Origin of the sequence: Aeromonas sp. 159 (assembly GCF_963862045.1) — a bacterium.
In the GTDB taxonomy this organism is placed as follows: domain Bacteria; phylum Pseudomonadota; class Gammaproteobacteria; order Enterobacterales; family Aeromonadaceae; genus Aeromonas; species Aeromonas veronii.
Genome location: NZ_CAWLMI010000054.1, coordinates 1 through 21,861, shown reverse-complemented (window position 1 = coordinate 21,861; position 21,861 = coordinate 1). Strand labels below are relative to the sequence as shown.

The 21,861-nt window shown below is 58.1% G+C and carries 19 protein-coding genes; 14 read left to right on the top strand and 5 right to left on the bottom strand.

The features are described 5' to 3' along the window. Positions 1 to 169: DUF412 family protein (locus AACR14_RS11075; protein WP_019446224.1), on the top strand; the 169-nt coding region annotated here is incomplete at its 5' end. A gap of 59 nt (positions 170 to 228) precedes the next feature. On the opposite strand, the gene AACR14_RS11070 is transcribed toward AACR14_RS11075, so the two are convergent. The 3 genes from AACR14_RS11070 to AACR14_RS11060 all read right to left on the bottom strand — a co-directional run bounded on the left by AACR14_RS11070 (position 229) and on the right by AACR14_RS11060 (position 1,915). Further along, a complete protein-coding gene (locus AACR14_RS11070; RefSeq protein ID WP_019446223.1) occupies positions 229 to 729 on the bottom strand; it encodes a YfbU family protein in 501 nt (166 codons plus the stop codon). A gap of 163 nt (positions 730 to 892) precedes the next feature. Further along, a complete protein-coding gene (bcp, locus tag AACR14_RS11065; protein ID WP_005358255.1) occupies positions 893 to 1,357 on the bottom strand; it encodes a thioredoxin-dependent thiol peroxidase in 465 nt (154 codons plus the stop codon). Between the two features lie 24 nt (positions 1,358 to 1,381). After that, positions 1,382 to 1,915 carry a glycine cleavage system protein R gene (locus tag AACR14_RS11060; RefSeq protein WP_005349229.1) on the bottom strand — a complete coding sequence of 178 codons (534 nt, stop codon included), beginning with the start codon at positions 1,913 to 1,915 and terminating at the stop codon, positions 1,382 to 1,384. A 205-nt stretch (positions 1,916 to 2,120) separates the two neighbouring features. Between AACR14_RS11060 and dapA the strand changes: the two genes are divergently transcribed. The 3 genes from dapA (at position 2,121) to AACR14_RS11045 (ending at position 5,399) form a co-directional block, all read left to right on the top strand. Beyond that, on the top strand, positions 2,121 to 3,008 hold the full coding sequence (dapA, locus tag AACR14_RS11055) for a 4-hydroxy-tetrahydrodipicolinate synthase (RefSeq protein ID WP_005349232.1): 888 nt from the start codon (positions 2,121 to 2,123) through the stop codon (positions 3,006 to 3,008). Continuing rightward, complete coding sequence (gene bamC, locus AACR14_RS11050; protein ID WP_026035046.1) at positions 3,001 to 4,128, top strand: outer membrane protein assembly factor BamC; 1,128 nt, start codon at positions 3,001 to 3,003, stop codon at positions 4,126 to 4,128. Before dapA ends, bamC begins: the two co-directional genes overlap by 8 nt. 167 nt (positions 4,129 to 4,295) lie before the next feature. Beyond that, positions 4,296 to 5,399, top strand: a complete 1,104-nt coding sequence (locus AACR14_RS11045) for a phosphoribosylaminoimidazolesuccinocarboxamide synthase (RefSeq protein ID WP_041201925.1) — start codon at positions 4,296 to 4,298, stop codon at positions 5,397 to 5,399. Between the two features lie 126 nt (positions 5,400 to 5,525). On the opposite strand, the gene AACR14_RS11040 is transcribed toward AACR14_RS11045, so the two are convergent. Then, positions 5,526 to 6,128, bottom strand: coding sequence for a short chain dehydrogenase (locus AACR14_RS11040; RefSeq protein ID WP_019446220.1), 603 nt, complete (start codon positions 6,126 to 6,128; stop codon positions 5,526 to 5,528). A 97-nt stretch (positions 6,129 to 6,225) separates the two neighbouring features. Between AACR14_RS11040 and AACR14_RS11035 the strand changes: the two genes are divergently transcribed. The 4 genes from AACR14_RS11035 to AACR14_RS11020 all read left to right on the top strand — a co-directional run bounded on the left by AACR14_RS11035 (position 6,226) and on the right by AACR14_RS11020 (position 9,147). Then, a complete protein-coding gene (locus AACR14_RS11035; RefSeq protein ID WP_019446219.1) occupies positions 6,226 to 7,125 on the top strand; it encodes a LysR family transcriptional regulator in 900 nt (299 codons plus the stop codon). Positions 7,126 to 7,196: 71 nt separating this feature from the next. Then, the gene (locus AACR14_RS11030) at positions 7,197 to 7,838 is read left to right on the top strand and encodes a DUF2057 domain-containing protein (protein ID WP_019446218.1); all 642 of its coding nucleotides are present in this window, start codon (positions 7,197 to 7,199) and stop codon (positions 7,836 to 7,838) included. Between the two features lie 74 nt (positions 7,839 to 7,912). Continuing rightward, positions 7,913 to 8,359, top strand: a complete 447-nt coding sequence (locus AACR14_RS11025; RefSeq protein ID WP_019446217.1) for an HIT domain-containing protein — start codon at positions 7,913 to 7,915, stop codon at positions 8,357 to 8,359. Positions 8,360 to 8,448: 89 nt separating this feature from the next. After that, a complete protein-coding gene (locus AACR14_RS11020; protein WP_005339098.1) occupies positions 8,449 to 9,147 on the top strand; it encodes a DUF3334 family protein in 699 nt (232 codons plus the stop codon). Between the two features lie 67 nt (positions 9,148 to 9,214). On the opposite strand, the gene AACR14_RS11015 is transcribed toward AACR14_RS11020, so the two are convergent. Further along, positions 9,215 to 10,201 carry a DUF2860 family protein gene (locus tag AACR14_RS11015; RefSeq protein ID WP_019446216.1) on the bottom strand — a complete coding sequence of 329 codons (987 nt, stop codon included), beginning with the start codon at positions 10,199 to 10,201 and terminating at the stop codon, positions 9,215 to 9,217. Between the two features lie 206 nt (positions 10,202 to 10,407). On the opposite strand from AACR14_RS11015, the gene arcB reads away from it, so the two are divergent. The 6 genes from arcB to AACR14_RS10985 form a co-directional block, all read left to right on the top strand. Further along, the gene (gene arcB, locus AACR14_RS11010) at positions 10,408 to 12,720 is read left to right on the top strand and encodes an aerobic respiration two-component sensor histidine kinase ArcB (protein ID WP_019446215.1); all 2,313 of its coding nucleotides are present in this window, start codon (positions 10,408 to 10,410) and stop codon (positions 12,718 to 12,720) included. A 51-nt stretch (positions 12,721 to 12,771) separates the two neighbouring features. Next, on the top strand, positions 12,772 to 14,136 hold the full coding sequence (gene dgt / locus AACR14_RS11005) for a dGTPase (protein ID WP_019446214.1): 1,365 nt from the start codon (positions 12,772 to 12,774) through the stop codon (positions 14,134 to 14,136). Between the two features lie 315 nt (positions 14,137 to 14,451). Beyond that, positions 14,452 to 14,655: a hypothetical protein gene (locus tag AACR14_RS11000; protein ID WP_005349248.1), complete on the top strand. Its 204-nt coding sequence runs from the start codon at positions 14,452 to 14,454 to the stop codon at positions 14,653 to 14,655. 223 nt (positions 14,656 to 14,878) lie between these two features. Continuing rightward, entirely contained in the window at positions 14,879 to 19,120 is a 4,242-nt protein-coding gene (locus AACR14_RS10995) for an ATP-binding protein (protein WP_019446213.1), read from the top strand. Then, complete coding sequence (locus AACR14_RS10990; RefSeq protein WP_019446212.1) at positions 19,101 to 20,312, top strand: EAL domain-containing response regulator; 1,212 nt, start codon at positions 19,101 to 19,103, stop codon at positions 20,310 to 20,312. The genes AACR14_RS10995 and AACR14_RS10990 overlap by 20 nt, the downstream gene beginning before the upstream one ends. Positions 20,313 to 20,351: 39 nt before the next feature. Beyond that, a partial coding sequence (locus tag AACR14_RS10985) for a HAMP domain-containing methyl-accepting chemotaxis protein (RefSeq protein ID WP_019446211.1) occupies positions 20,352 to 21,861 on the top strand: 1,510 nt, incomplete at its 3' end.

Sequence of the window (21,861 nt, the reverse complement as noted above, 5' to 3'; positions counted from 1 at the left end):
CGACACCCGGTTGCCCCCGTCGCTGGCGAGCTGGTATCGGGAGATCAACGGCAAGATGAACGAGCAGGGCGGCCGCCGTCAGCTGGTCTCCCAGCCCCGCTATGAAGAGCTGGCTGATACCCTCAAGGCGGCCTTCCAGCAGCTCGATAAATCCTTTCTCTACGAATAACCCGTTTCAGATGCAAAAAGGCGCCAGTGGCGCCTTTTTTGTGGCGGTCGGTGTGCGGATCACGCTGCCAGTACCTTGCGGATCTCCTGGATGGAGAGCTTGTACTGACGAGGGCACTGACGCCATACAGTCAGCATCCGCTGGTACTTGTCGCGCATGGCGATGTCGCTGGAGAGCTCGTCGCACGGGCATTTGAGCTCGGGGAAGCGCTTGTCCACCTCCAGCAGGAAGCAGACATAGTCGGCCAGTTCACGCTCCTGGCTGCGGCTGTAGCCATTGAACTCCAGCCGACTGGCATTGATCTCGCCCTGATCGGCGGCATCCAGATTACCCCATGAGATGGCCAGTGCGTGGTGCAGCTCCAGTGTGTCGATTACCTCCTGGCAGGTCGCCAGATCCAGATGGCCGAAGCTCTTCTCCAACTCGAGGATCTGCAGGCAGTAGCCGCGTTCGATGATGGTACTGGCGCGCTGGTAGACGTCCGCTTTCTCCGGATTGAGTTTCGCCAGAATTTCGTACTGGTTGCTCAGGATCAAACGTTCAGTGTTGCTCATGTTCATGGGATATCTCGCTGGAAGATGATTCTGGGGTCACGTTAACCCATATATAAAATGAATTTTTTGATCTGGGCGGGGGAGTTGGTGAGAAAAATCCGTTGGCAAGGGGCGGCTGACCAGACAAAAAAGGCCTGCATGGCAGGCCTTTCAATGACGCAGGGGAGGGTTACCCCTTGAGGAAATCCAGTACCACCTGATGGTGATCGCTGGTTTTGAACTTGTCGAAGTGGTGGGCAATCTTGCCCTCTTCGTCGATCAGGAAGCTCTGACGGTGAATGCCGTCATACTCTTTGCCCATGAACTTCTTCGGGCCCCAGACGCCAAAGGCATCCGCGACGGCGTGGTCTTCATCAGCCAGCAGGGTGAAGTTGAGCTGGTCCCTCTCTTCAAACTTTTTCAGCCGTTTGGCCGGATCCGGGCTGATGCCAAGTACCACCACATTGAGGGCGGCCAGCTCGGCGTTCACATCGCGCAGGCTGCAGGCCTGGGTGGTGCAGCCGGGGGTCATCGCCTTGGGGTAGAAATAGACCAGCACCTTCTTGCCGCGCAGGCCAGCGAGGCTGACCTGATTGCCATTCTGGTCGGGCAGGGAGAAATCGGGGGCGGGGCTGCCAGCTTGTAGTGGTTGCATTGGGTCTCCTCGGGTAAAACGCCCTCAGGCGTGTTTGCGATTGACGATAAACTCGAACGATTCGGCACCCAGTTGACGACAGAATTCGGCGAAGGCAGTTTGCGAACCTTCCACTTCACCCTCTCTGGCCAGATTGAGCTGAAAACTGATCTTCAGCAGGTTGAACGGCTGCTGCTCCAGGGTCATGGATTGCATCGCCTGAATGTTCCAGCCATGTTCGCTGAAGAACTGGGTGCACTGGCTTACGATGCCGGGCTCGTCGCGGATCAACAGGTCGGCACTGGCGCGGACGTCATACTGCAGGGACTGGTGGCGTTCGGTGCGTTTCATCATGGTGATGAGATCCCACTCCTGGCTACGCAGGGGCAGGCTGATTTCGAGTTGCATCATGCTGTTCCAGTCGCCCGAGAGCAGCATGATAAAGGTAAATTCATTGCCGAAGATGCCAAGGCGGCTGTCCACAATGTTGCAACCACAGCCACTGACGTGGCGGGTCACTTCATTGACGATGCCAGGCCTGTCCGTGCCGATGGCCGTTACGACCAGGTAGTGAGTCATAAATCTTCTCTCGTCCGTTATTTCGTTGCGAAAGCCGCGCTGGCAAGCCAATCCTCCGGCCCTGATGACCACTCCCTGAGGGACGCTGCCGACTTTCGTCCATTACTTTTTGTTCCGGATGGTATCACGGCTTGCCCCCTCTCTCCCTTGTTTTTCAAAGGGGTCAGCTTTACCATTACGCCCCTGAAAATCGGGAGAAAAGTCCATGTTACGCGGTAGTATTGTTGCGCTCGTTACCCCCATGCTGGCTTCAGGTGAAGTCGATTGGGCCAGTCTGGCCAAACTGGTCGACTATCATGTCAGCGCCGGGACCAGCGCCATTGTTGCGGTGGGTACCACAGGGGAATCGGTGACCCTGAGCGAGCAGGAGCACATCGCCGTCGTTGAAAAGACCGTTGAGTATGCCGCCGGACGCATTCCCGTCATCGCCGGTTGCGGCTCCAACAATACTGCCCATGCCATTGAATTGGCAAAGCGACTGGCCAAAACCGGCGTGGTGGCGGGTCTCTCGGTGACTCCTTACTACAACAAGCCCACTCAGGAAGGTCTCTATCGCCACTATTGTGCGATCGCCGAGGCTAGTGGTCTGCCCCAAATTCTTTATAATGTGCCCGGTCGCACCTGTTGCGATCTCAAACCGGAGACCGTGGCCCGTCTGGCCAAGGTTCCCGGCATTATCGGTTTGAAAGAGGCAACCGGCGATTTGAGCCGCACCCCGCTGCTGCGCGAGCTGTGCGGGCCGGAGTTTGCTCTCTACAGTGGCGACGATGCCACTGGTTGTGATTTTATGCTGCAAGGTGGCGATGGCGTGATTTCGGTCACCACCAATATTGCAGCGGCCCAGATGGCCGACATGTGTCGTGCTGCGCTGGCCGGTGATGCCGGGCAGGCGCATGACATCAACAATCTCTTGATGCCGTTGCACAAGACTCTGTTCTGCGAACCGAGCCCCACCCCGGTGAAATGGGCCTGTGCCCAACTGGGGTTGATTGCAACAGCCACCTTGCGCCTGCCGCTTGTCGACCTCACCCCCGAGGGCGAACAGCTGATGGCGCGAGCACTGACCACAGCGGAGTTGATGGCGAGTGTTTAAATCTAATGGAAAGGGAAATAGAGCCCGTCTGGTGCTGAGCGTTGCGACTGTGGCCGTCTTGGCCGGTTGCAGCACTCCCCAGGATCGCAAAATGGCCAACCGCGACTTCGGTTATGAAGATGCCCGCCTCGAGGGCCGCGCGTTCTTGATCCCCGCAGGATTGAGCGCCCCCACCTTCAACAGCCAGTACGATATTCCGCCGCTTCCCGAGAGCAGCCGTGAAGGTGCCCTCGGCGCCCAGGTCGATGTGCGCCCGCCCGCCCAGCTGCTGACCGTGGTACCGGGCAGTCAGGTCGTGCAGAGTGCAACCGAACCGACCGTTGCCTTCTATGCCCTGAGCACCAGCCAGAGCGTGGAGCGCGATACCTGGTCGTTCCTGATGAACTTCCTGGCCAAATACAAGGTCACCACCGAGAAGCTGGATCAGCAGGATGGCGTATTGCAGACCGGCTGGTTTGACAACACGGTCGCCCTCGATGGCTGGGGTGAAGATGACGAGGATTTCACAATCCGTCAGCGTTACCAGTTCACCGTGCGCAACGACGCCCAGCGCCACGCCGTCAACATGTCGGTCCGGGTGCTGGATCACGAAGAGACCATCGACGGCGAGACCAGCAACAAGCTGACCCCTGCCGATGCCCAGCGCTATGCCGCGCGAGTGCTGAACCAGTTCTCGCTCTATTACGACAGCCAGCTGAAAGCCCGCGAGCAGCACAAGTCCAACGATGGCATGGGTCTGCAACTGGGTCTGGACAACAACGAGCTGAGCGCCTGGATTGCCGAAGGCTCCTTTGATCAGGTGTGGCGTCGCCTCAACCAGGTACTGCCCGCTTACGGTTTCACCATCAAGGATACCCAGCAGTCTCTGGGCTGGATCGACGTCGAGTACGAAGAGCCGGGTGCCGAGTTCTGGAAGGCGAAAGGGAGCGAGCCGTTCAAACTGGAGGAGGAGAAATACCGCTTCCAGCTTGGCGAAATGGCGGGAGGCAAGACCTCCATTACCCTGTTCGACAAGGACAAGAAGCCGGTATCGTCCGGGGTTATCTCCCAGATGTATATCAGCCTGTCCGAGGCGTTCGCCAAGGGGCTGGCCGATCAGGCAGCAGCAAAAGCAGAATAAATACAGGGGCCTTGTGCCCCTGTTTTGTTATCAAAATCCCCCTGAAAACGCGGGGATTCCGAGCGGTTTTCGATGATGCGAGCCCCCTTGCCAGCCCGTTGCAAACAGAGCGCGCAGGTGAGGGACTCGCGATGTTTACCCCCCACAAACAGGAAGTGTTATTAGCCATGAGTCTTGCAGATCAAGTATTGGCGGTGAATGACGATTTGCCGATCCGTACCGATAAACCTGTCCATTCCGGCAAAGTGCGCAGCGTCTACTGGTTGACCCCCGAAGACAGTGCCCGGCTCATAAAAGAGAAAGGCTATGATGTGCCGGCCGATGCGCCCCTCGCCCTCATGGTGATCAGCGATCGCATCTCGGCCTTCGATTGCATCTGGCAAGGTGTGGATGGCCTGAACGGCGTGCCGGGCAAGGGCGCGGCGCTCAATGCTATCTCCAGCCACTGGTTCAAGCTGTTCAAGGAGAAGGGACTGGCCGACAGCCACATTCTGGATATTCCGCACCCCTTCGTCTGGATCGTGCAAAAAGCCCATCCGGTGATGATCGAGGCGATTGCCCGCCAGTACATCACCGGCTCCATGTGGCGTGCCTACAAGGATGGCGAGCGCGAGTTCTGCGGCATCACCCTGCCGGAAGGGCTGAAAAAGGATCAGAAACTGCCGGAGATCCTCATCACTCCCTCCACCAAGGGCGTACTGAAAGGGCTGGATGGCGTGCCGGAAGCCGATGACGTCAACGTCTCCCGTGCCGATATCGAGCGCCATTATAAGGGCTTTAACTTCAGCAAACCGGCCGACATCGACCGCTACGAAGTGCTGCTCAAAGAGGGCTTCAACGTCATTAGCGACGCACTGGCCGGGCTGGATCAGGTCTTCGTCGATACCAAGTTCGAGTTTGGCTATGTCCACGATGCCGCTGGCAACGAAAAGCTGATCTACATGGATGAAGTGGGCACCCCCGACAGCTCCCGTATCTGGGATGGCGCGGCCCTGCGCGACGGTCAGATTGTCGAGAAGTCCAAAGAGGGTTTCCGTCAGTGGCTGCTCAACCACTTCCCGGATCCGGACATTCTGCTCAACAAGAACCGCATGCCGGAACGTTTCGCCTTGGCCCGCGACAACAAGCTGCCGACCGAAGTGATGATGGATATCTCCAACACCTACGTCGGGATCGCCGAGAAGATCATCGGCCACAAGCTGGCGCGTTCTGCCAATCCCAAGCAGGAGATCATCGAGGTGCTGCGCGATCAGTACGGTCTGATCGACTAAGGGGTGCTCTCTTTTTGTTGCCTAGAAACAAACGTTTGCTGGTGGCGAAAGATAGAAGCAAATAAACAGACGGGCCCCATTTCGGGGCCCGTTTTTATTGCTGGTCTGGCGGTTAGCGGGCGGCGATCAGCCGTTGACCCTGAACACCTGACCGGTCTGGATGCCCAGCACCGACTTCTTGTAAGCGTGCGCTACCTTGGCGGCAGGCACCGGCACGAAGCCCGGGAAGAAGTCGGCGTATTTGTCCATTGACTCCTCCAGCACAGTGGGGCTCACCACGTTGATGCGAAGGCCCCTTGGCAGCTCGCAGGCGGCCGCTTTCACAAAGTGATCGATGGCGCCGTTGACTGTGCTGGCGCTCACGCCCCAGTTGATCGGCTCCTCGCTCAGAATACCGCTGATCAAAGTGATGGAACCCTTGTCAGTCAGATAGGGAATGGCGGCTCGGGTCAGGTTGATCTGGCCCATCAGCTTGCTCTCCAGTCCCACCTGCCACTGCTCGTCGGTCATCTCGGTCAGGCCGTTAAAGGCCACGCTGCCGCTGGCCACCACCAGCGCATCAAACTGGCCTACTTGGGCAAACAGCGCCTTGATGGAGGCGGGATCGCGCATGTCGACCGTGGCATCGCCACGACTGTGGCCGACCCGGATCACCTGATGATCTTTGGCAAGCAGTTCACTGACCGCGGAGCCGACGGTGCCGGAGGCACCCACAATCACAATTTTCATCTGCATCACTCCTGGTTGGGATGTATCGATTCTAGCGCAACAGAAAATGCGAAAAAGCGCGTAAAATAAACCCATTGTTTCCATATTGGAGCTAATGATGGATATCGCTCATCTGGCCAGCTTTTACGAAGTGGTGCTGCGCGGCAGTTTCTCGGCTGCTGCCGATACGCTGGGGGTCAGCAAGGGGATGCTGAGCCGCCATGTCAGCGCGCTGGAGACCTCCCTCAATGCACAACTGTTGCAGCGCACCACCCGCCGCCTCAGTCTGACCGAGGCGGGCAAGACCCTCTATCAGCAGGCGGGGGAGATCTTCGCGCTGGCGCGGCAAGCGGAGCAAGATATTCAGGCGCTGACCGAAGAGGATTGTGGCCGCCTGCGTTTTACCTGCCCGGTCAGCACCGGCGATCGGATGGTGAGCGAGCTGCTGACCAGCTTTGCCGCGCTCTGCCCGGGAGTGGAGGTGGAGCTCAACTTCACCAACCAGATGGTCGACATGAGCCAGGGAGAGAACGACATCGCCCTGCGCGCCATGAGCGAAGTGCCGGACAATCTGGTGGCCCTGCCGCTGGGGCGGCTCAAGGATGTGGTGGTGGCGAGCCCCGGACTGGTGGCGCGGGAGGGGCGTCCTGCCACCCCCTATGAGCTGAGCGGGCGCAGCTGCCTGTTGCAGGGGCACAATCCGGCCTGGGAGCAGTGGCACTTTATCCGTGAGGGGGAGGAGGCCCACATTCTGGTGCAGGGCAAGGTGCGGGCCAACCATTACAGTACCGTGTTGCAACTGGCGCGTGCCGGTATGGGCTATGCCAAGTGTCCGCTGATGCTGGTGGAGTCGCAGCTGATGGCAGGAGAGCTGGTGACCGTGCTCGATGAGTGGCAGAGCGGCCTGCATCAGCTTCATGTGCTGCATGCCCAGCAGCGGCGGGTGCCACGCAAGATCCGGCTGTTCAAGCAGGTGCTGGCCCAGTGGTTTGCCGAGCGACCCCACTACCTGCTCTGAGCGGCGTTATTTTTCTGTCATCTTCGGCTGCTACCCTGCGCCCATCATCGGCATCAGGAAGATCAGCGGGAATGAAGAGTAATAGAGGGTTGACCGGTTTTGTGCTGCTCTGTGCAGTGTTGGGAGCCAGCAGTGTACAGGCCATGGTGGACGTGAAGGTGCCGGAGAATTTCCGCATCCTCGCAGTGAGCAACGGCACCTTGCAGGATGAGCAGCATGCCACCCTGGCGGATGGCGAGCAGCAACTGCTGGTGCGCTTCGAGGGGGTGATCCCCAGTCGCAGCAGCAGCGAGAATGATCGGCAGGTACGCTCCGAGCCGCAGGTGGTGCGCTATCAGGGCAGCAATCAGCATTTGCAGCTGATGGCCAGCGTACCGGGAGACGAGCGGGGGATGCAGGCCTATGCCAAGGCTCCTGTGGTGGCGTTGCAGGAGAATGGCCGCGCGCTTGCCATCCAGCAGGACGCGCTGGTGACCAGCGGCATGCTGCTTGGGGTGGATTGGAACGGCAAACTGGCTGAATACAACCGCAGCGGCGGCAAGGCGGCGCTGACAGCGGAAGTGGTTGCGGCTCCGTCAGTCAATGCAGTTTCTGGCGGCTCTCAACCTGTTGTGGCTGCCAACGAGCTGGAAGGGCAGTTGCAGCAGTTGTTCCTCCAGGCAGACCCAGCCCTGCGCAAGCGCTTTATCGGTTGGGCCGTGCCACAGCTTTAAGTTTTCTGCCCGTTGCAGTAACGTGGACACTCCTTTTTTCAGGCGCTCTGTTCATCGTACTCAACGAGGTTTTCATGTTTGAATTGCATTCACGCCTGCAGGCAGATACTAGGTGGCTCGGGGAGCTGCCCCTCTGCCGTGTCTTGCTGGCCAAAGACAGCCAGTATCCCTGGCTTATCCTGGTACCGCGAGTAGCCAACCTGCGGGAAATTCACCATCTGGCTCCGGAGCAGCAGCAACAGCTGATGCAGGAGTCCTGCGCCGTCGCCGCCCTGATGGAGCAGGCCCTCAGCCCGGACAAGATCAACATAGGTGCGCTGGGCAATCTGGTGCCGCAACTCCATCTTCACCATGTCGCCCGCTTTGCAACGGATCGTGCCTGGCCCGGTCCCATCTGGGGTGCTCATCCGGTCGTGCCTTATGAGCCACAAGTTTTGGCCCAGCAGGCCGATATATGGCGTGCCCGGCTCGCCAAGCTGAGCGGTTTCACCCCTGTGGCTGCTGATAACGGAGTCAACTGAGAGGCGTGTCGCTATTTCAGTCTCCGGGCTGCGCCATCTGTTAGAGTTATGGTATAGATAAGCCCATTTTGGATGTTCAGGAAGGTCCCATGATAGTGACAAGATCCGATGACGATGCCGTATTGACCACAGAGGATGTGCTGCTCAGCCTGTGCAACTCGGTGACGGACGTTTTGAGTGCCGCGACCATGAGTCAGGTGCGGTTTTCCGGCATGGTGCAGCGGATCAGCAAGACCTGCCTCAAGCCGGATATCGGTTGCTTCGTGCTGTTCGATGGCGGTTTTTCCGGTCTGGTGGTGATCAACTTCTCCGCCGCCGCCGCCATGGAGCTGTACGAGAGCTACATGCTGAGCATGGGGCTCTCCAAGGAGGATCTCGCCATCTCCCACACCTCTGATGAGGTGAGCAACGTGATGGGCGAGCTGATGAACCAGATCGTCGGCAGCTTCACCGTCAAGGTGGGTCGGGATCTGCAGACCCACATCACCCAGAACCAGCCGAAGATGCTGGCCCTCAACAAGCAGGTGATGCTGAGCGTCGATACCAATCTCGACAGCCCGGAGTCCCGCCGCGTCACCTTCTTCACCGCCCGCAACAACATCTTCTATCTGGAGCTGGCGATGGACAAAACCGAGTTCATCCGCATCCACAATGAGGGGATGGAGCACGAGGAGCTGGATCCCGATGCGCTGATTGCCCAGGCCAAGCAGGATGCCGCCAAGCCGGCTCAGGCTGCGGCCCCGGTTGCCAACGATCACGATGATCTGCTCGACTCTCTGGGTATTTGAGGCAAATGCCGGATAGCAACAAGGCCACCTTCGGGTGGCCTTGTTGTATCGGTGCGAACAACCGTTATTAGAAGTTGTAGAGCAGGCCGGTGTTGAACATCACGGATTCAGAATCGTAGAAGTTGATGTCGGAATCGGACTTGGCGTAGCCTGCGGTAAAGGTTGCCGAGAGCGGCGCAATACCGAACAGGCGGTGCCAGAAGAAGGTACCGGTCAGGGCAAACTCGTCGGAGTCGGCGTTTTGGCCAAAGATGGGGTTGGCCTCATCATATTTGGTCTGGCCCAGATAGGCGTTGCTGACGAAAGACCACTGGGAAGCGCGCATGCCGTAGGTCAACTGGAGGCCGTTGCTTTTGTAGCTTTGGGCGCTGCCATCCAGATCGGCTTGGCGGTAGATAAAGGCTGGCTCCAGCATCTGACCGGGTGCCAGCTGCCATTTGTAGGAGAGGTCGAGGGCGTGGATCTTGCCGTTGCGATCCAGTTTGGCGGCAGTATCGGCGCCGTACTGGCTGCCGCTGCGCTCCTCATCCACCTCGATGTTGCGGGTGGTCAGGCTGCCATTGAAGTTGCTACCCCAGATGCTGTCCCAGGCGAAGCGCACCCCTTTTGACTTGATATCGGTCGACTGGCGATCAACGCCTACGGCGAAGGGATCGCTCCACTGCTCGGTCGGCATGGCATTAAAGACCACGGAGCCAGCTACGATGCCCTTGTCGCTCATTTCCTGACGGATACCGAGCTGCTGGGTGAAGTCGAAACGGATGGCATCCTGGATCAGGTTACCGAGGAAGACCTGGGTGCGGGTATCGGCAAAGGTGTAGCGGATATCGGCGTTGAGCAACGGGGCAACGGCGGAGCTGCTCTCGGCACTGCCCAGTCCGCTCAGGCGGCGGTTTTCATCATCACCGCTATAAAAATTTGATTCGTAATTGATGACACTGACCCCGCCGAGCAGGAAACCGGACCAGCCAGACTCCTTGGGAATTTCACCCAAATCAGCATAAGCACTATTTGCGACCAGCAGGCCCAGGCCCAGCAAGGTGGTGTTGCGCATCGGATAACTCCTAAATTAAATGGTGGTGAATTTTTTCGGCCGGTGAGTATAAAGAAAAAACCTTAATGGCAACTGACTCAATATTGCCAATTATCCTAACCCACTCATTTCATTCGGCGAATCGTTAATTAATTGTGCGAGATTAAGAAGAGTTCACTCGGTTGTGCTGGTATTCTGTACCGCGAATATCGGGGGAAAACAATAAGATGAAACAGATTAAATCCTGGGCGCAATATTATGTCGATCTGATGACCAAGCTGGGACTGGTGCGCTTCAGCATGTTCCTGGCGGCGGGCATTATCGTGCTGGCGGTCGCGATCCAGATGGGGGTGACCCTGTTCCTGCGCGGCAATATCGATGTGATCGACTTCGTTCGCTCGGTCTTCTTTGGCCTGCTGGTGACCCCCTGGGCGGTCTATTTTCTCTCCATCGTGGTGGATCAGCTGGAGGATTCCCGTCAGCGACTGAGCAGGATGGTGCGCAAGCTGCAAGATATGCGCGAGCGGGATCTGGAGCTCAATACCCAGCTGCAGGAGAACATCAGCCGCCTCAACGCCCAGATTGCCGAGACCAACCGGGCCGAGAGTCTGCGTCTGCAGGCCATCGAGGATCTCGAGAATGAGGTGTTCCAGCGAGAGAAAGCCCAGCTTCATCTGGGGGAGCGTACTGCCCTGCTGCGCTCTTTTATCGACTGCTCCCCCGATCTGGTTTACTACCGCAATGAGGATGAGCAGTTTTCCGGCTGCAACCGCGCCATGGAGGAGCTGACCGGCAAGGTGGAGGCCGAGCTGATCGGTCTGACCCCGTTCGATGTCTACAAGCAGGAGATTGCCAACAAGGTGGTGGAGACCGACAAGCAGGTCTTTGCCAGCAACGAGCCGCTCACCTACGAGCAGTGGCTGGAGTATCCCGATGGCCGCAAGGCTTACTTCGAGCTGCGCAAGGTGCCCTTCTTCGACCGCTTCGGCAAGCGACTCGGCCTGCTCGGCTTTGGCCGTGACATCACCGAGCGCAAGCAGTATCAGGACAAGCTGGAGAAGGCGAGTCGCGACAAGACCACCTTTATCTCCACCATCAGCCACGAGTTGCGCACCCCGCTCAACGGCATCGTGGGCTTAAGTCGGATGCTGATGGATACTCCCCTCGATCCCAAGCAGCAACAGCAGCTTAAGACCATTCACCTGAGTGCTGTGACCCTTGGCAATATCTTCAACGACATCATCGACTTGGACAAACTGGATCGCCGTCGCCTCGAAATTGCGCCAACCCGTATCGACCTGCCTGCCTTCCTCGACGAGCTGGAGACCCTGTCGCGCATTCAGGCGGAGCAGAAGGGGCTCTATCTCCATTTTGATCGCGATGGCGACATGCCGCAATTTGTGATGGCTGACGGTACTCGCCTGCGTCAGGTGCTGTGGAACCTGGTGGGCAACGCGGTCAAGTTTACCGATGAGGGGGGCGTCACCGTGCGTTGCTTATCCCATCCCGCCGATGAGCCGGGCAAGCTGGCCCTGCACTTCGAGGTGGAGGATACTGGCATCGGCATCCCGCGCGCTCAGCAGGAGAAGATCTTCGCCATGTACTATCAGGTGCAGGGCAAGAAGCACGCCACCGGCACCGGCATTGGCCTCGCGGTCTCCCGTCAGCTGGTACAGGCGATGGGCGGGCAGCTCTATGTGGACAGCGATCCGGGCGAAGGCTCCTGCTTTACCGCCGAGCTGGAAGTGGCTTGCGCCGAGCCTGTGTTGCCAGAGCAGGAGGAGGAGATGCCCTCCCTCGATATCCTGCTGGTGGAGGATGTGGAGCTCAACGTGACAGTAGCCTGCGCCCTGCTGGGCAAGCTGGGTCATCAGGTGCAGGTGGCACGAGACGGCACCCAGGCGTTGGCGATGGCCAACCCGGATGATTTCGACCTCATTTTGCTCGATATCCAGCTGCCGGACATGACCGGCTTCGATGTGGCGAAAACCCTGCTGGAGCGTTATGGCGACAGCCTGCCACCCATGGTGGCACTCACCGCCAACTCTACCGGCGATCGCCAGTACTACCGGGATCACGGCATGCAGGATGTGATTAACAAACCGCTTGGCTCCAAAGCAGTGCGGGAGGTGATTGGTCACCTGTTTGCCGATCTGGCCGAGGATGAAGCGGACGAGCAGGCGGATGCGGGCAATCAGGATGCCCTGCTGGATATCCCCTTCCTCACCGATTACGCCGATACCGTGGGTAAACCGGTGCTGCTCTCCAGCGTCGATCTGTTCGAGAAGATGATGCCGGACTACATGGCGGTGCTCGACTCCAACATGATTGCCAAGGATCAAGCGGGGGTGGTGGAAGAGGCACACAAGATAAAAGGGGCGGCAGGCTCCATTGGCCTGCGCCGATTGCAGCAGACGGCACAGCTGATCCAGAGCCCGGATCACCCCGCCTGGTGGGAAAACGTGGAAGACTGGATTGAGACGCTGCGCCGGGAATATCCGGGCGATATCGCCCGTCTGCGGCGCTGGTTGCTGTCTTGAGGCTGGAGGTTGTCTTGAGTCTGATGGAAGTTGCTGGCAAGGAGCTGCGAGATGTATAGCCGTTTGATTACCCCCGCGCGCATCCACCCCTGGGGGGATGAGGAGCTGCTGGAGGCGACCGAGCAGGATCGCGCCCGTATCGTGCAGGCCGCGCCGGTGCGCCGGTTGCAGCAGAAGACCCAGGTCTTTCCGCTTGATGTGAAGGCCTCGGTGCGCAGCCGCCTCACCCACTCGCTGGAGGTGCAGGAGACCGGTCGCCAGATCAGCCGCCGCATTCTGGCCGCCTTGCCAGTCGGGATGGTCTGCGAGGGAGCCTTTATCAATCTGGTGGAGATGTCCTGCCTGCTTCATGACGTGGGTAACCCGCCGTTTGGCCACTTTGGCGAGCAGGTGATGAGCCAGTGGCTCGGCGAGATGCTCGAGCCCCTCTATCAGCAGGCGCTGGCGCAGCCACCTTCGGCCCAGTGGGCGGAATTGAGTCAGGACCTGCAACTGTTTGATGGCAACGCCCAGAGTCTGCGGCTGGTGCACAGCCTGCACGAGCTCAACCTGACGCTCGGACAACTGGCGGCACTCTGCAAATACCCGCAGCAGCCCCGGCCCGGGGTGAGCTATGGCCAGCATCATGGCTGGAGCAGCAAACGAGGTATCTTCTTTAGCGAGCAGCCGCTCTACCGCGCCCTCGGCCAGAGTCTGGGGCTGGCCCCCGGCTGTCGCCATCCGCTGGTCTACATCATGGAGGCGGCAGACGACATCTCCTACTGCATCGCCGATCTGGAAGATGCGGTGGATAGGCGGATCCTGACTCAGGGTGAATTGCTGGCGGCGCTGCGAGCAGCTGACCAGAGTGACTACATGGGTACCTTGCTGGGTGACGCGCTTGCCAGTGGTCGAGGCTTTTTCCCCCATTTTCGCCAGCAGCTGACCCGGGATCTGGTGGCGCTGGCGGCGCAGAGCTATGTCAGCGAACATCAGGCAATTTTGCAGGGATCCTATCCGCAAGCGCTGCTGCACGGCCAGGCGCCGGCGGCGCGGGTGCTCGATATCCTCAAACGGGTGGCCCGCGAGCTGGTCTTTATGCGCCCCGAGGTGGAAGCGCTTGAGCTGGAGGGGTATGCGGCGCTGCGCGGGGTGCTGACCAGTTATGCCTGCCTGTTGTCGCTGCCAGCGCCACAGTTTGCCCGTCTGCTGGCCGGGGAGGGGAGTCAGACGCTTTTCTTTGCGCGCCGCCTCTATCACCGCCTCTCGGCCCGCCATCTCAAGGCCTATCGATTGGCGATCGCCACCCCGGATCCGCGTTTTGCCTGCCAGAACGAGCAGGAGTGGTATTACCGGGTGCGGCTGCTGCTCGATTATGTCAGCGGCATGACGGATACCTACGTGCTGGAGGAGTACCGGCTGCTCTCGGGGATCTGATGCCCCAGGCTCCCCTTCGGGCAGCATAAAATGCCGTAAAAACGTTTAAAAAGGAGTCGCAAGAGGCTTGTTTTAAATTCGGATATTTTTTAGACTTCTGCAACCTGTTCAACTTTTACCCGGTAAGGAGACGAATATGCAACATCTGATGCTCAATATTGCATTCTCTCGCGGCACTGCGTGCGGCGTGAAATCTCGTGCTCTTTTACCGCGTGGCGTAAACAGGTAACCCCTGTCTTTTTATCACCCGCGGTTCGTCCCGCAGGGTGATAACCACTTTCTCCGGGAGAACCGCATGTTCAACTGGAGAATGTCATGTCTATCGAACTGGTTTTACTGCGCAGTGTTGAATCCCTGGTCCAGAGAAGGATTGCCCGGGTCGAGCGTCGTCTCGTGCAGGTCAATCTGTCACCCGCCCTGCTCAGGGATATCGGGCTGGAAGGATATCAGGGTCAAATTGCCCTCGTTCGCGAGCGGGAGTATCAAACCGGCTTCCGCCTCGGGAATCGAATAACCTGATCGCGAAGGGGAGAATAAGATCCCCCTCGCTAGTGAAATGGCAGGCTGCATGCCTGCCATTTTTCCATCTTGCGGTTGATTCCAGGTTCACATGTTGGTGACTCAGTATTATCCTCTCCGCCCTCATTGTAACAGCTGCGATTGTTTTCTCGCCTTGCGTCGTCAGGATCTGCAAGATTAGAGGTGGCAGCCCTATCTGTTTTACTCATCAGGACAAGACCTTATGCCACTCCTTCGTCAGCTTTTTCTTCCCATTTTGCTGTTGTTTTCAGGCATGTTGGCTGTTGCGGCTCCCCAGCCGCAAGATGAGAGCACAAGTAACGAAATCTCCGCACAAAAGGAGCTGCTGGTTGGGGTACCCCGTGGTGGTTATCCCCCTTTCATCTATCAACTCCCCAACCAGCGTTATGCCGGCCCGCTCAAAGAGTTGGCCTCGCGCATTGCAGCAGAAATGGGCGTGTCCCTGCGCTATATCTCCTACAACTCCTACGTAGATGCCCAGATTGCTCTCAAAGGTGGCCAGATCGATGCATTAATCGGAGTCGAACGTAATGCTCTTGAGCTGAAGGGGATAAACCCTATTGGCAGTATCGGTTCTTATGCTCGCTCCATTTTAATGCATACCCCGGATCAGCGATTGACCCTGGAGCAGGCGCGCAAGTTACGCTGGGTCTGTATTCGTGGTTTTGGCAGTTGTAATGAATTGGCTCGTTTGGGGATCTCTGATGTAACTGAGCTGGAGAGCCGCACTGAGGCGACCTATATGGTCAAGCTGGGCGCTGTCGATGCATATCTTGAGTTGGGTCCAATTGTTACCCTCAAGATGGAGAGAATGCCAGCGTCAATGGGGGTTGTCGCTCCTGGGTGGCTTTCTGGCAGCACGCTGACGATGGCGACCAGTTCCCTCCAGCCAGAACTGAGCGAGAAGCTTTGGCAGGCATATCAACGGATACCCGTTGCAGACTCACGACTACGGTTGCATCAGGAAGATGAGCGCGCCAACGCTGGTCTGTTGCTGGAACCTGATGAGGCTAGTTGGCTGAAGCAGAGAAACAAGGTCATCAAGTTCGCCGTTGCCCCCGGATTTGCCGGCATCAGTGAAATCGATGACGAAGGTGAATTGCATGGCTATACGGCAGACCTGATGAAGTTACTGAGTCTGCGCTCCGGGATCCGCTTTGAGCTGGCGTCGACAAATACCTGGCAGGAGTCACTTAAACTGCTGAAAGAGCACAAAGTGGACCTTATTCCCTTGATGACACCGCTCAAGGATCGTCAGTCCTTTGCCTCTTTTACCTCCTCCTATCTGAAGTTCGACAGCTATGTTGTAGCCAGACACGGTGCTCGCCCGCTGAAGTCGTTGGTCGAGCTGAAAGGGCGTCTGATTGGTGGTGTGACGGGCTCTTACGAAGCCTCTCTCATTCACGCGCTGGGCGCCAATATTATCGAAGTGGGCAAGGATGCCGATTTACTGACCTTGCTCGACACTGGGCGAGCTGAATATGTGCTCTTGACCATGACCAATCTGGGACAGCAGGCAATGAAGGGTTTCAATGAGAAGTATCAGGTGGTGCTGAGCTCTCCCGAATTTTCCGTACCTATCAGTATGGCTGTCGACAATGCTCAGCCCGAGTTGCTCCGAATCATGGACAAGTTGCTGCTGACCATCACGGATGAGGAATGGCAACTGCTGGAGCGACGCTGGCTCAATGTGTCGGTCAATATCGAATCCGATTACACCCTGATTTACAAGTGGTTGGCCATAGGGGGGGGCGCCTTGCTCGTCAGCGGTTTGCTGGTGATGTTCTGGGCTCGCAGTTTGCGTCGCCAGATTGCGCAGCGGAAAATCGCAGAGGACAAGCTGAACGAACAGTTGCTGTTTGTACAGACTTTGCTCAACTCACTGCCAACCATGGTGGCGCTACGTGATAGCGAGCAGCGGATCACCTTGTGCAATCAGGCCTATCGCGATGCTTTTCTCGGTGCTGGCAGTTGCAGTGAGGAGCTGCAAAACATGCCAGAGACACTCAGAAACAGTGTGTTGGAAGAAGAGCGTTTAGTGTGGCAGACAGGACAGGATCTGGAGGGGGCAGGGAGCAACCTGCGAGCTGATGGTACGCCCTGCCATGTTATCTATGCCAAACGCCCTTATCGCGATCCCGATGGCAATATGCTGGGGGTGTTGACAGTACTGACCGATGTCAGCCGGATCAAGGAGGCGGAGGAGCGCGCCCGTCAGGCTGAAAATCGCCTTACCCAGATTACCGACAGCATGCCTGGGGTGGTCTATCAGTATTTGTGGCAAGGGCCGGGCAAGGGGCGCTTTCTTTATGCCTCTCAGGGGGCCAACGAGATTCTGGGGGTATCTCACCAGGATTTATTTAACGCTGAATCGGGTGGTGAGGTATTTGGCTTTACCGAACAGGCCCTGCAGGAGTTTGTCAGCAAGGTGGCCAACCATGCCGAGACCCTGGCCCCCCTCGATCTGGAGGTCAGGGTGGAGCGGCCTGATGGAGATCGCTATCTGCAAGTGCGTGGCAACTTTGTCAGACAGGAGCAGCAGGCACTGATCCTTAACGGGGTGATTCAGGACATCACTGCCCTCAAGCAACAGGAATATGAGCTGCGCGAAGCTCGCGCCTATGCCGAGCAGGCGATGCAGGCTCGCAGCCGCTTTTTGGCAACCATGAGCCATGAACTACGAACACCCATCTCAGGCATGCATGGCATGCTCGAATTGCTGCAAATGAGCGAGCTCAACGACGACCAGCGTTTTATGGTGCGCAATGTGGTCACCTCGACCAATAACCTGCTCTATCTGGTCAATGACATCCTCGATTTCTCAAAGATAGAAGCGGGTCAGTTGCAGTTGAATTACCAGAGCAGCCGGTTGCAAACGGTGATCTGCGATGCCATTCGTGGCCATGCGGCACTGGCTCATAACAAGGGGCTCAACGTGGTGCTGGAGTGGGAGCATCATGTGCCGGATTGGGCCGACATCGACGGGGTGCGTATCGGTCAGGTCATCTCCAACCTGCTCAACAATGCGGTGAAGTTTACCGAACAAGGGGGGATTACTATCCGGGTCAGCTACCTGAGCGAGCAATTGACCATCAGTGTCAGTGACACCGGCATCGGGATCGCCGAAGAGAAGCAGGCGCTGCTGTTCACGCCTTTTGAGCAGGTGGAGTCAGATATCAACCGTCGTTTTGGTGGCACCGGACTGGGGTTGGCAATCTGTGAGCAGTTGGTATGCAAAATGGGGGGGGCACTGACACTGACCAGCAAGGCAGGAGAGGGCTCCAGCTTCCGTTTTACCGTGCCGCTAACCAATCCGCAGTGGGATCCCCCAGCTCTGGCTGACACAGAATGGTGGTTCTTCAGCGATGACACCAACCTCGAAGCGGCCATGGTACGGCAGGGGGCCAAGCTCAGGTACTTGGGGGCCAATGAGCTCAGTCGCTCACTGGACGGGTTGCTGTTGGCCGATCAACGGTGGCTTGAGCAAGCGTTGGGGGGGGAATGGCAAAGCTGGCTGCAACACTCTGCGCTGAAGGGGATCATAGCGTCACCCGATGAGGCGTTACGAGGTCGGATTGGTGAACAGAAATGGTGGCGCCTGGGTCTATCTCCTCTCTATCCGGATCTTCTGCTGGAGAGTTGCCACGAATTGCTACAGGAGCGGGTCACACCAATCCTCCCTGCGCTTGCAGAGAAGCTGGGTGGCAAAGTATTGGTGGCTGATGATCATCCGGTCAATCGTGCCTTGCTGGCACGGCAGTTGGCCATTCTTGGTATCGAGGCTCAGGTTGTGGAAGATGGCGAGAAGGCTCTGCGGGCCTGGCAGGGACAGCAATTCTCCCTGCTGTTGACTGATTGCCATATGCCGGTGATGGATGGTTATGCCCTGACCAAGGCGCTGCGGGCTGCGGGAGTGACGGCCCCCATCATAGGGGTAACGGCAGATACGTCGGAAGAGGCGAGTGCTCGTATGGTAGAGGCAGGCATGAGTGACATGTTACTGAAGCCCTACCCGCTGGATATCTTGCGCCAGATGCTGGCCCATTGGCTGGCAGAGAGGACGCCAACCAGAAGCGCGGTTGCGCCCGTTGTTGGGGCTACAGGCATGCAGGCTGAGCGCTGGTTGGCGCTGTTTGGTGACGAGCTGACCGCGCGAGCCATGGCGGTGGAGTATCTCGATTCCAACCGGCAGGATGGCGAGGCCATGATGGCAGCACTGATTTGTCATGATGCCAGCGCTTTGGTAGAGACAGCCCACCGGATCAAGGGGGCTGCCCGAATGGTCGGGTTGGAGGAGCTTGCCAGCCAGGCTGCCATGCTGGAATCGGCAGCGCGATTGAAGCGGCTCGACGAGCTCGACGATCTGGTCAGCACAGTGCAGAGGTTGATGACGGCGATTGCCCACGACATTGGATTATGGCTCGATGAAAAAAGCACAACATGAGTTGGTCATCATGGTCGTGGAAGACCATGGATTTCAGCGCAAGGCGCTGCTGCACCAGATCCGCAGCCTGGGTTACCAGAATCTACTGGAAGCGGTTGATGGTATCGAGGCGTTGGCGCTTAGCCAGCAACACAACGTCGATATCCTGTTTTGCGATCTGCGAATGCCCGGAATGGATGGCATGGCGCTGTTGCGCCGCCTGTCGCTGGGTGGTTTTCAGGGCGGCATTATCCTCTCCAGCGCGCTTGAGGGTGATGTGGTCGAAGCCGTATTGCGTATGAGTACCGCTTATGGCCTGCAGGTGCTCGGTCGCATAGAGAAACCCTCAACGCCGCAGCAGCTCCAGCGGCTTATCCAGGCTTGGTCACCCCGGCAGGAACCAGTCAGAGAAGAAGAGGGGCACAGAATAGGACTCGATGAGTTGCGTCGGGCGATCGAGCAAGATCAACTGCTGCCCTGGTATCAGCCCAAGGTGAGTTTTGCATCCGGTGAGTGGGTCGGGATGGAGGCGTTGGCCCGCTGGCAACACCCGGAGTTTGGCCTGATCCCTCCCGGGCGTTTTATTTCACTGGCGGAGAGCAACGGGCTTATCGATCCGTTGACCGAGGTGATCATCAGCAAATCTCTGAGTGATGGCCATTTATGGGAGGAAACCGGGTTGTCACTCAATCTGTCGATGAACCTCTCCACCACCTCACTCATTGAAGGGGACCTCTGCAACTTATTGATTGATCAGTGCAAGCGCTGGAGTATCAATCCTGAGCTCATCACCCTCGAGGTGACCGAGAGCGCATTCGTGCAGGATCTGGGCAAGTCTCTGGAGGTGCTGACCCGGCTAAGGATGCATGGTTTTGGCCTCTCCATCGATGATTTTGGTACCGGCTACTCCTCGATGCAGCAGCTGGCACTGTTGCCGTTCACCGAACTCAAGCTGGATCGCTCTTTCGTCGATCGCTGCCATGCCGATCCGTCACGTTTGGCTATCATCGAGTCCAGTATCGAGTTGGCCCGCAAGCTGGGGCTGAAGTCGGTGGCGGAAGGGGTAGAGGATGAGGCGACCTGGCGAGTGCTGGCCCAACTCGGTTGCGACCTCTGTCAGGGATTTTTCTCTGCCCGCCCGATGCCGCGCAGTGAATTGGCTAATTGGCACCGGACTTGGCAAGATAGATTGCCTACACTGATATCTATCTGATTCTGTTGGCTGGATCCCTCCGTTTGAACAAGGATGTTCATGAAAATCTCAAGCAAGTTGCTGCTCAGCTTCGGTTTTATCAACCTGCTGATCCTGCTCTCCTCCACGCTGGTCTATTACCGGCTGACCCAGATCCATCAGGCCCAACACACCCTGCTGGAGCAGGCGCTGCCCGCCCTGCAGCGGGATGAAACGAGCCAGAAGGCGCTGGTTGCCACCGTTTCCGCCTTGCGTGGCTATCTTATCCTCGGCAAGGATCCGGCTCAGGCTTCCCGCCTCAAGCAGGAGTGGGAGTCGGCCTGGCAGGCCATTGCCCATCAGGCCTTCAGTCCGGCGCTCGCCAAGTCTCTCGAGACCTTCAAAAGCCATCAGGAGAAGGTGTGGACCATCGCCCAGAGTGAAGAGAATCTGCCCGCTCACACCCTGATGCTGCAGGAGGCGGGGCCGCTGGCGGAGGCTGCGCTCGATCAGCTGCAATCCTTTGCCAATGAAGAAGTTGGCACTCCGCAGGATCAACTCTCCGGCGATCGCCGCATGCTGCTCAAACAGGTGGGGGATGCCTACAACAGCCTCGCCAACGCCCTCTCAGCCCTGCGGGATTTTCTTATCTCAGGCGACCCCGAATACCGCAGCAAGTATCAGGATTACTACCAGTTTCATCAGCAGCGTGTGGCTGAGGTTAAACAGCAAGCCGCGCTCTTTACCGACACCCAGCAGAGCCTCTGGCAGCTGTTTGAAGAGATGGCGACCCCTTTCTCCGAGCTGGTGGGACAGGTGATCGAGAAGCGCCAGGCACCGGATTGGGATCAGGCAAACTACCTGATGGCCACCGACATCGAGCCGATGCAGTCCAGCCTCAGCGAGCAGCTAGTCCAGCAGGTGGGGAAAACCCGTGCCGAGGTGGATCAGATTTCGGCGCAGATGACCGGAGCCGGGAGGGCTATCAACCAGACACTGCTGTTGGCTACCGGCAGCGCCATCGTGCTTGGCATGGTGGTCGCCTGGTTCTTTAGTCGCCGTCTGACCCGTGACATTGCCTGTCTGGTGACCCGGGCGGGGCAGGTTGCGGATGGTCGGCTGGCGGCCGAGCCCTTGCCAATCACAGGGCAGGATGAGTTGGGAGAATTGACCGGCTCCATCAACCGGATGTCTGCCCAGTTACATCATCTGGTCGGGGAGTTGCAGGGCGCAGTGGGGCAGGTCGAGGTGGCCTGTCTCGATGTGGGCAGCACCACCAGAGCCATAGTGGCGGATCTGACGGAGCAGGATCAGCGGGTCGATGCGGTGGCGGCGGCTATCGATCAGATGTCAGTGAGTGCTCGTGATGTGGCTGGCAACATTGCCGGTGTGGCGGATGGTGCCCATCAGGTGCGGCAGCAGACCCGTCAGGGAGAGGCCGCGCTGGCACGAATGAGCGATACCATGCAGCAGATTGCCGCCATGATTGGACAGGCCAACGAAGCCATGGGGCTGTTGGAGCATCAGAGTGAACAGGTGGGGCAGATCACCGAGGTGATCGCCACTATAGCCGAGCAGACCAATCTGCTGG

Bases quoted from the DNA above. Each gene is read 5' to 3' on its own strand.
- AACR14_RS11030 (WP_019446218.1), top strand. From the start codon at position 7,197: ATGAAGAGTAATAGAGGGTTGACCGGTTTTGTGCTGCTCTGTGCAGTG.
- AACR14_RS11000 (WP_005349248.1), top strand. From the start codon at position 14,452: ATGTCTATCGAACTGGTTTTACTGCGCAGTGTTGAATCCCTGGTCCAG.
- AACR14_RS11060 (WP_005349229.1), bottom strand. From the start codon at position 1,915: ATGACTCACTACCTGGTCGTAACGGCCATCGGCACGGACAGGCCTGGC.
- bcp (WP_005358255.1), bottom strand. From the start codon at position 1,357: ATGCAACCACTACAAGCTGGCAGCCCCGCCCCCGATTTCTCCCTGCCC.
- AACR14_RS11020 (WP_005339098.1), top strand. From the start codon at position 8,449: ATGATAGTGACAAGATCCGATGACGATGCCGTATTGACCACAGAGGAT.
- dgt (WP_019446214.1), top strand. From the start codon at position 12,772: ATGTATAGCCGTTTGATTACCCCCGCGCGCATCCACCCCTGGGGGGAT.
- dapA (WP_005349232.1), top strand. From the start codon at position 2,121: ATGTTACGCGGTAGTATTGTTGCGCTCGTTACCCCCATGCTGGCTTCA.
- arcB (WP_019446215.1), top strand. From the start codon at position 10,408: ATGAAACAGATTAAATCCTGGGCGCAATATTATGTCGATCTGATGACC.
- AACR14_RS10990 (WP_019446212.1), top strand. From the start codon at position 19,101: ATGAAAAAAGCACAACATGAGTTGGTCATCATGGTCGTGGAAGACCAT.
- AACR14_RS11070 (WP_019446223.1), bottom strand. From the start codon at position 729: ATGAACATGAGCAACACTGAACGTTTGATCCTGAGCAACCAGTACGAA.
- AACR14_RS11035 (WP_019446219.1), top strand. From the start codon at position 6,226: ATGGATATCGCTCATCTGGCCAGCTTTTACGAAGTGGTGCTGCGCGGC.
- AACR14_RS11040 (WP_019446220.1), bottom strand. From the start codon at position 6,128: ATGAAAATTGTGATTGTGGGTGCCTCCGGCACCGTCGGCTCCGCGGTC.
- AACR14_RS10995 (WP_019446213.1), top strand. From the start codon at position 14,879: ATGCCACTCCTTCGTCAGCTTTTTCTTCCCATTTTGCTGTTGTTTTCA.
- AACR14_RS11045 (WP_041201925.1), top strand. From the start codon at position 4,296: ATGAGTCTTGCAGATCAAGTATTGGCGGTGAATGACGATTTGCCGATC.
- AACR14_RS11015 (WP_019446216.1), bottom strand. From the start codon at position 10,201: ATGCGCAACACCACCTTGCTGGGCCTGGGCCTGCTGGTCGCAAATAGT.
- AACR14_RS11025 (WP_019446217.1), top strand. From the start codon at position 7,913: ATGTTTGAATTGCATTCACGCCTGCAGGCAGATACTAGGTGGCTCGGG.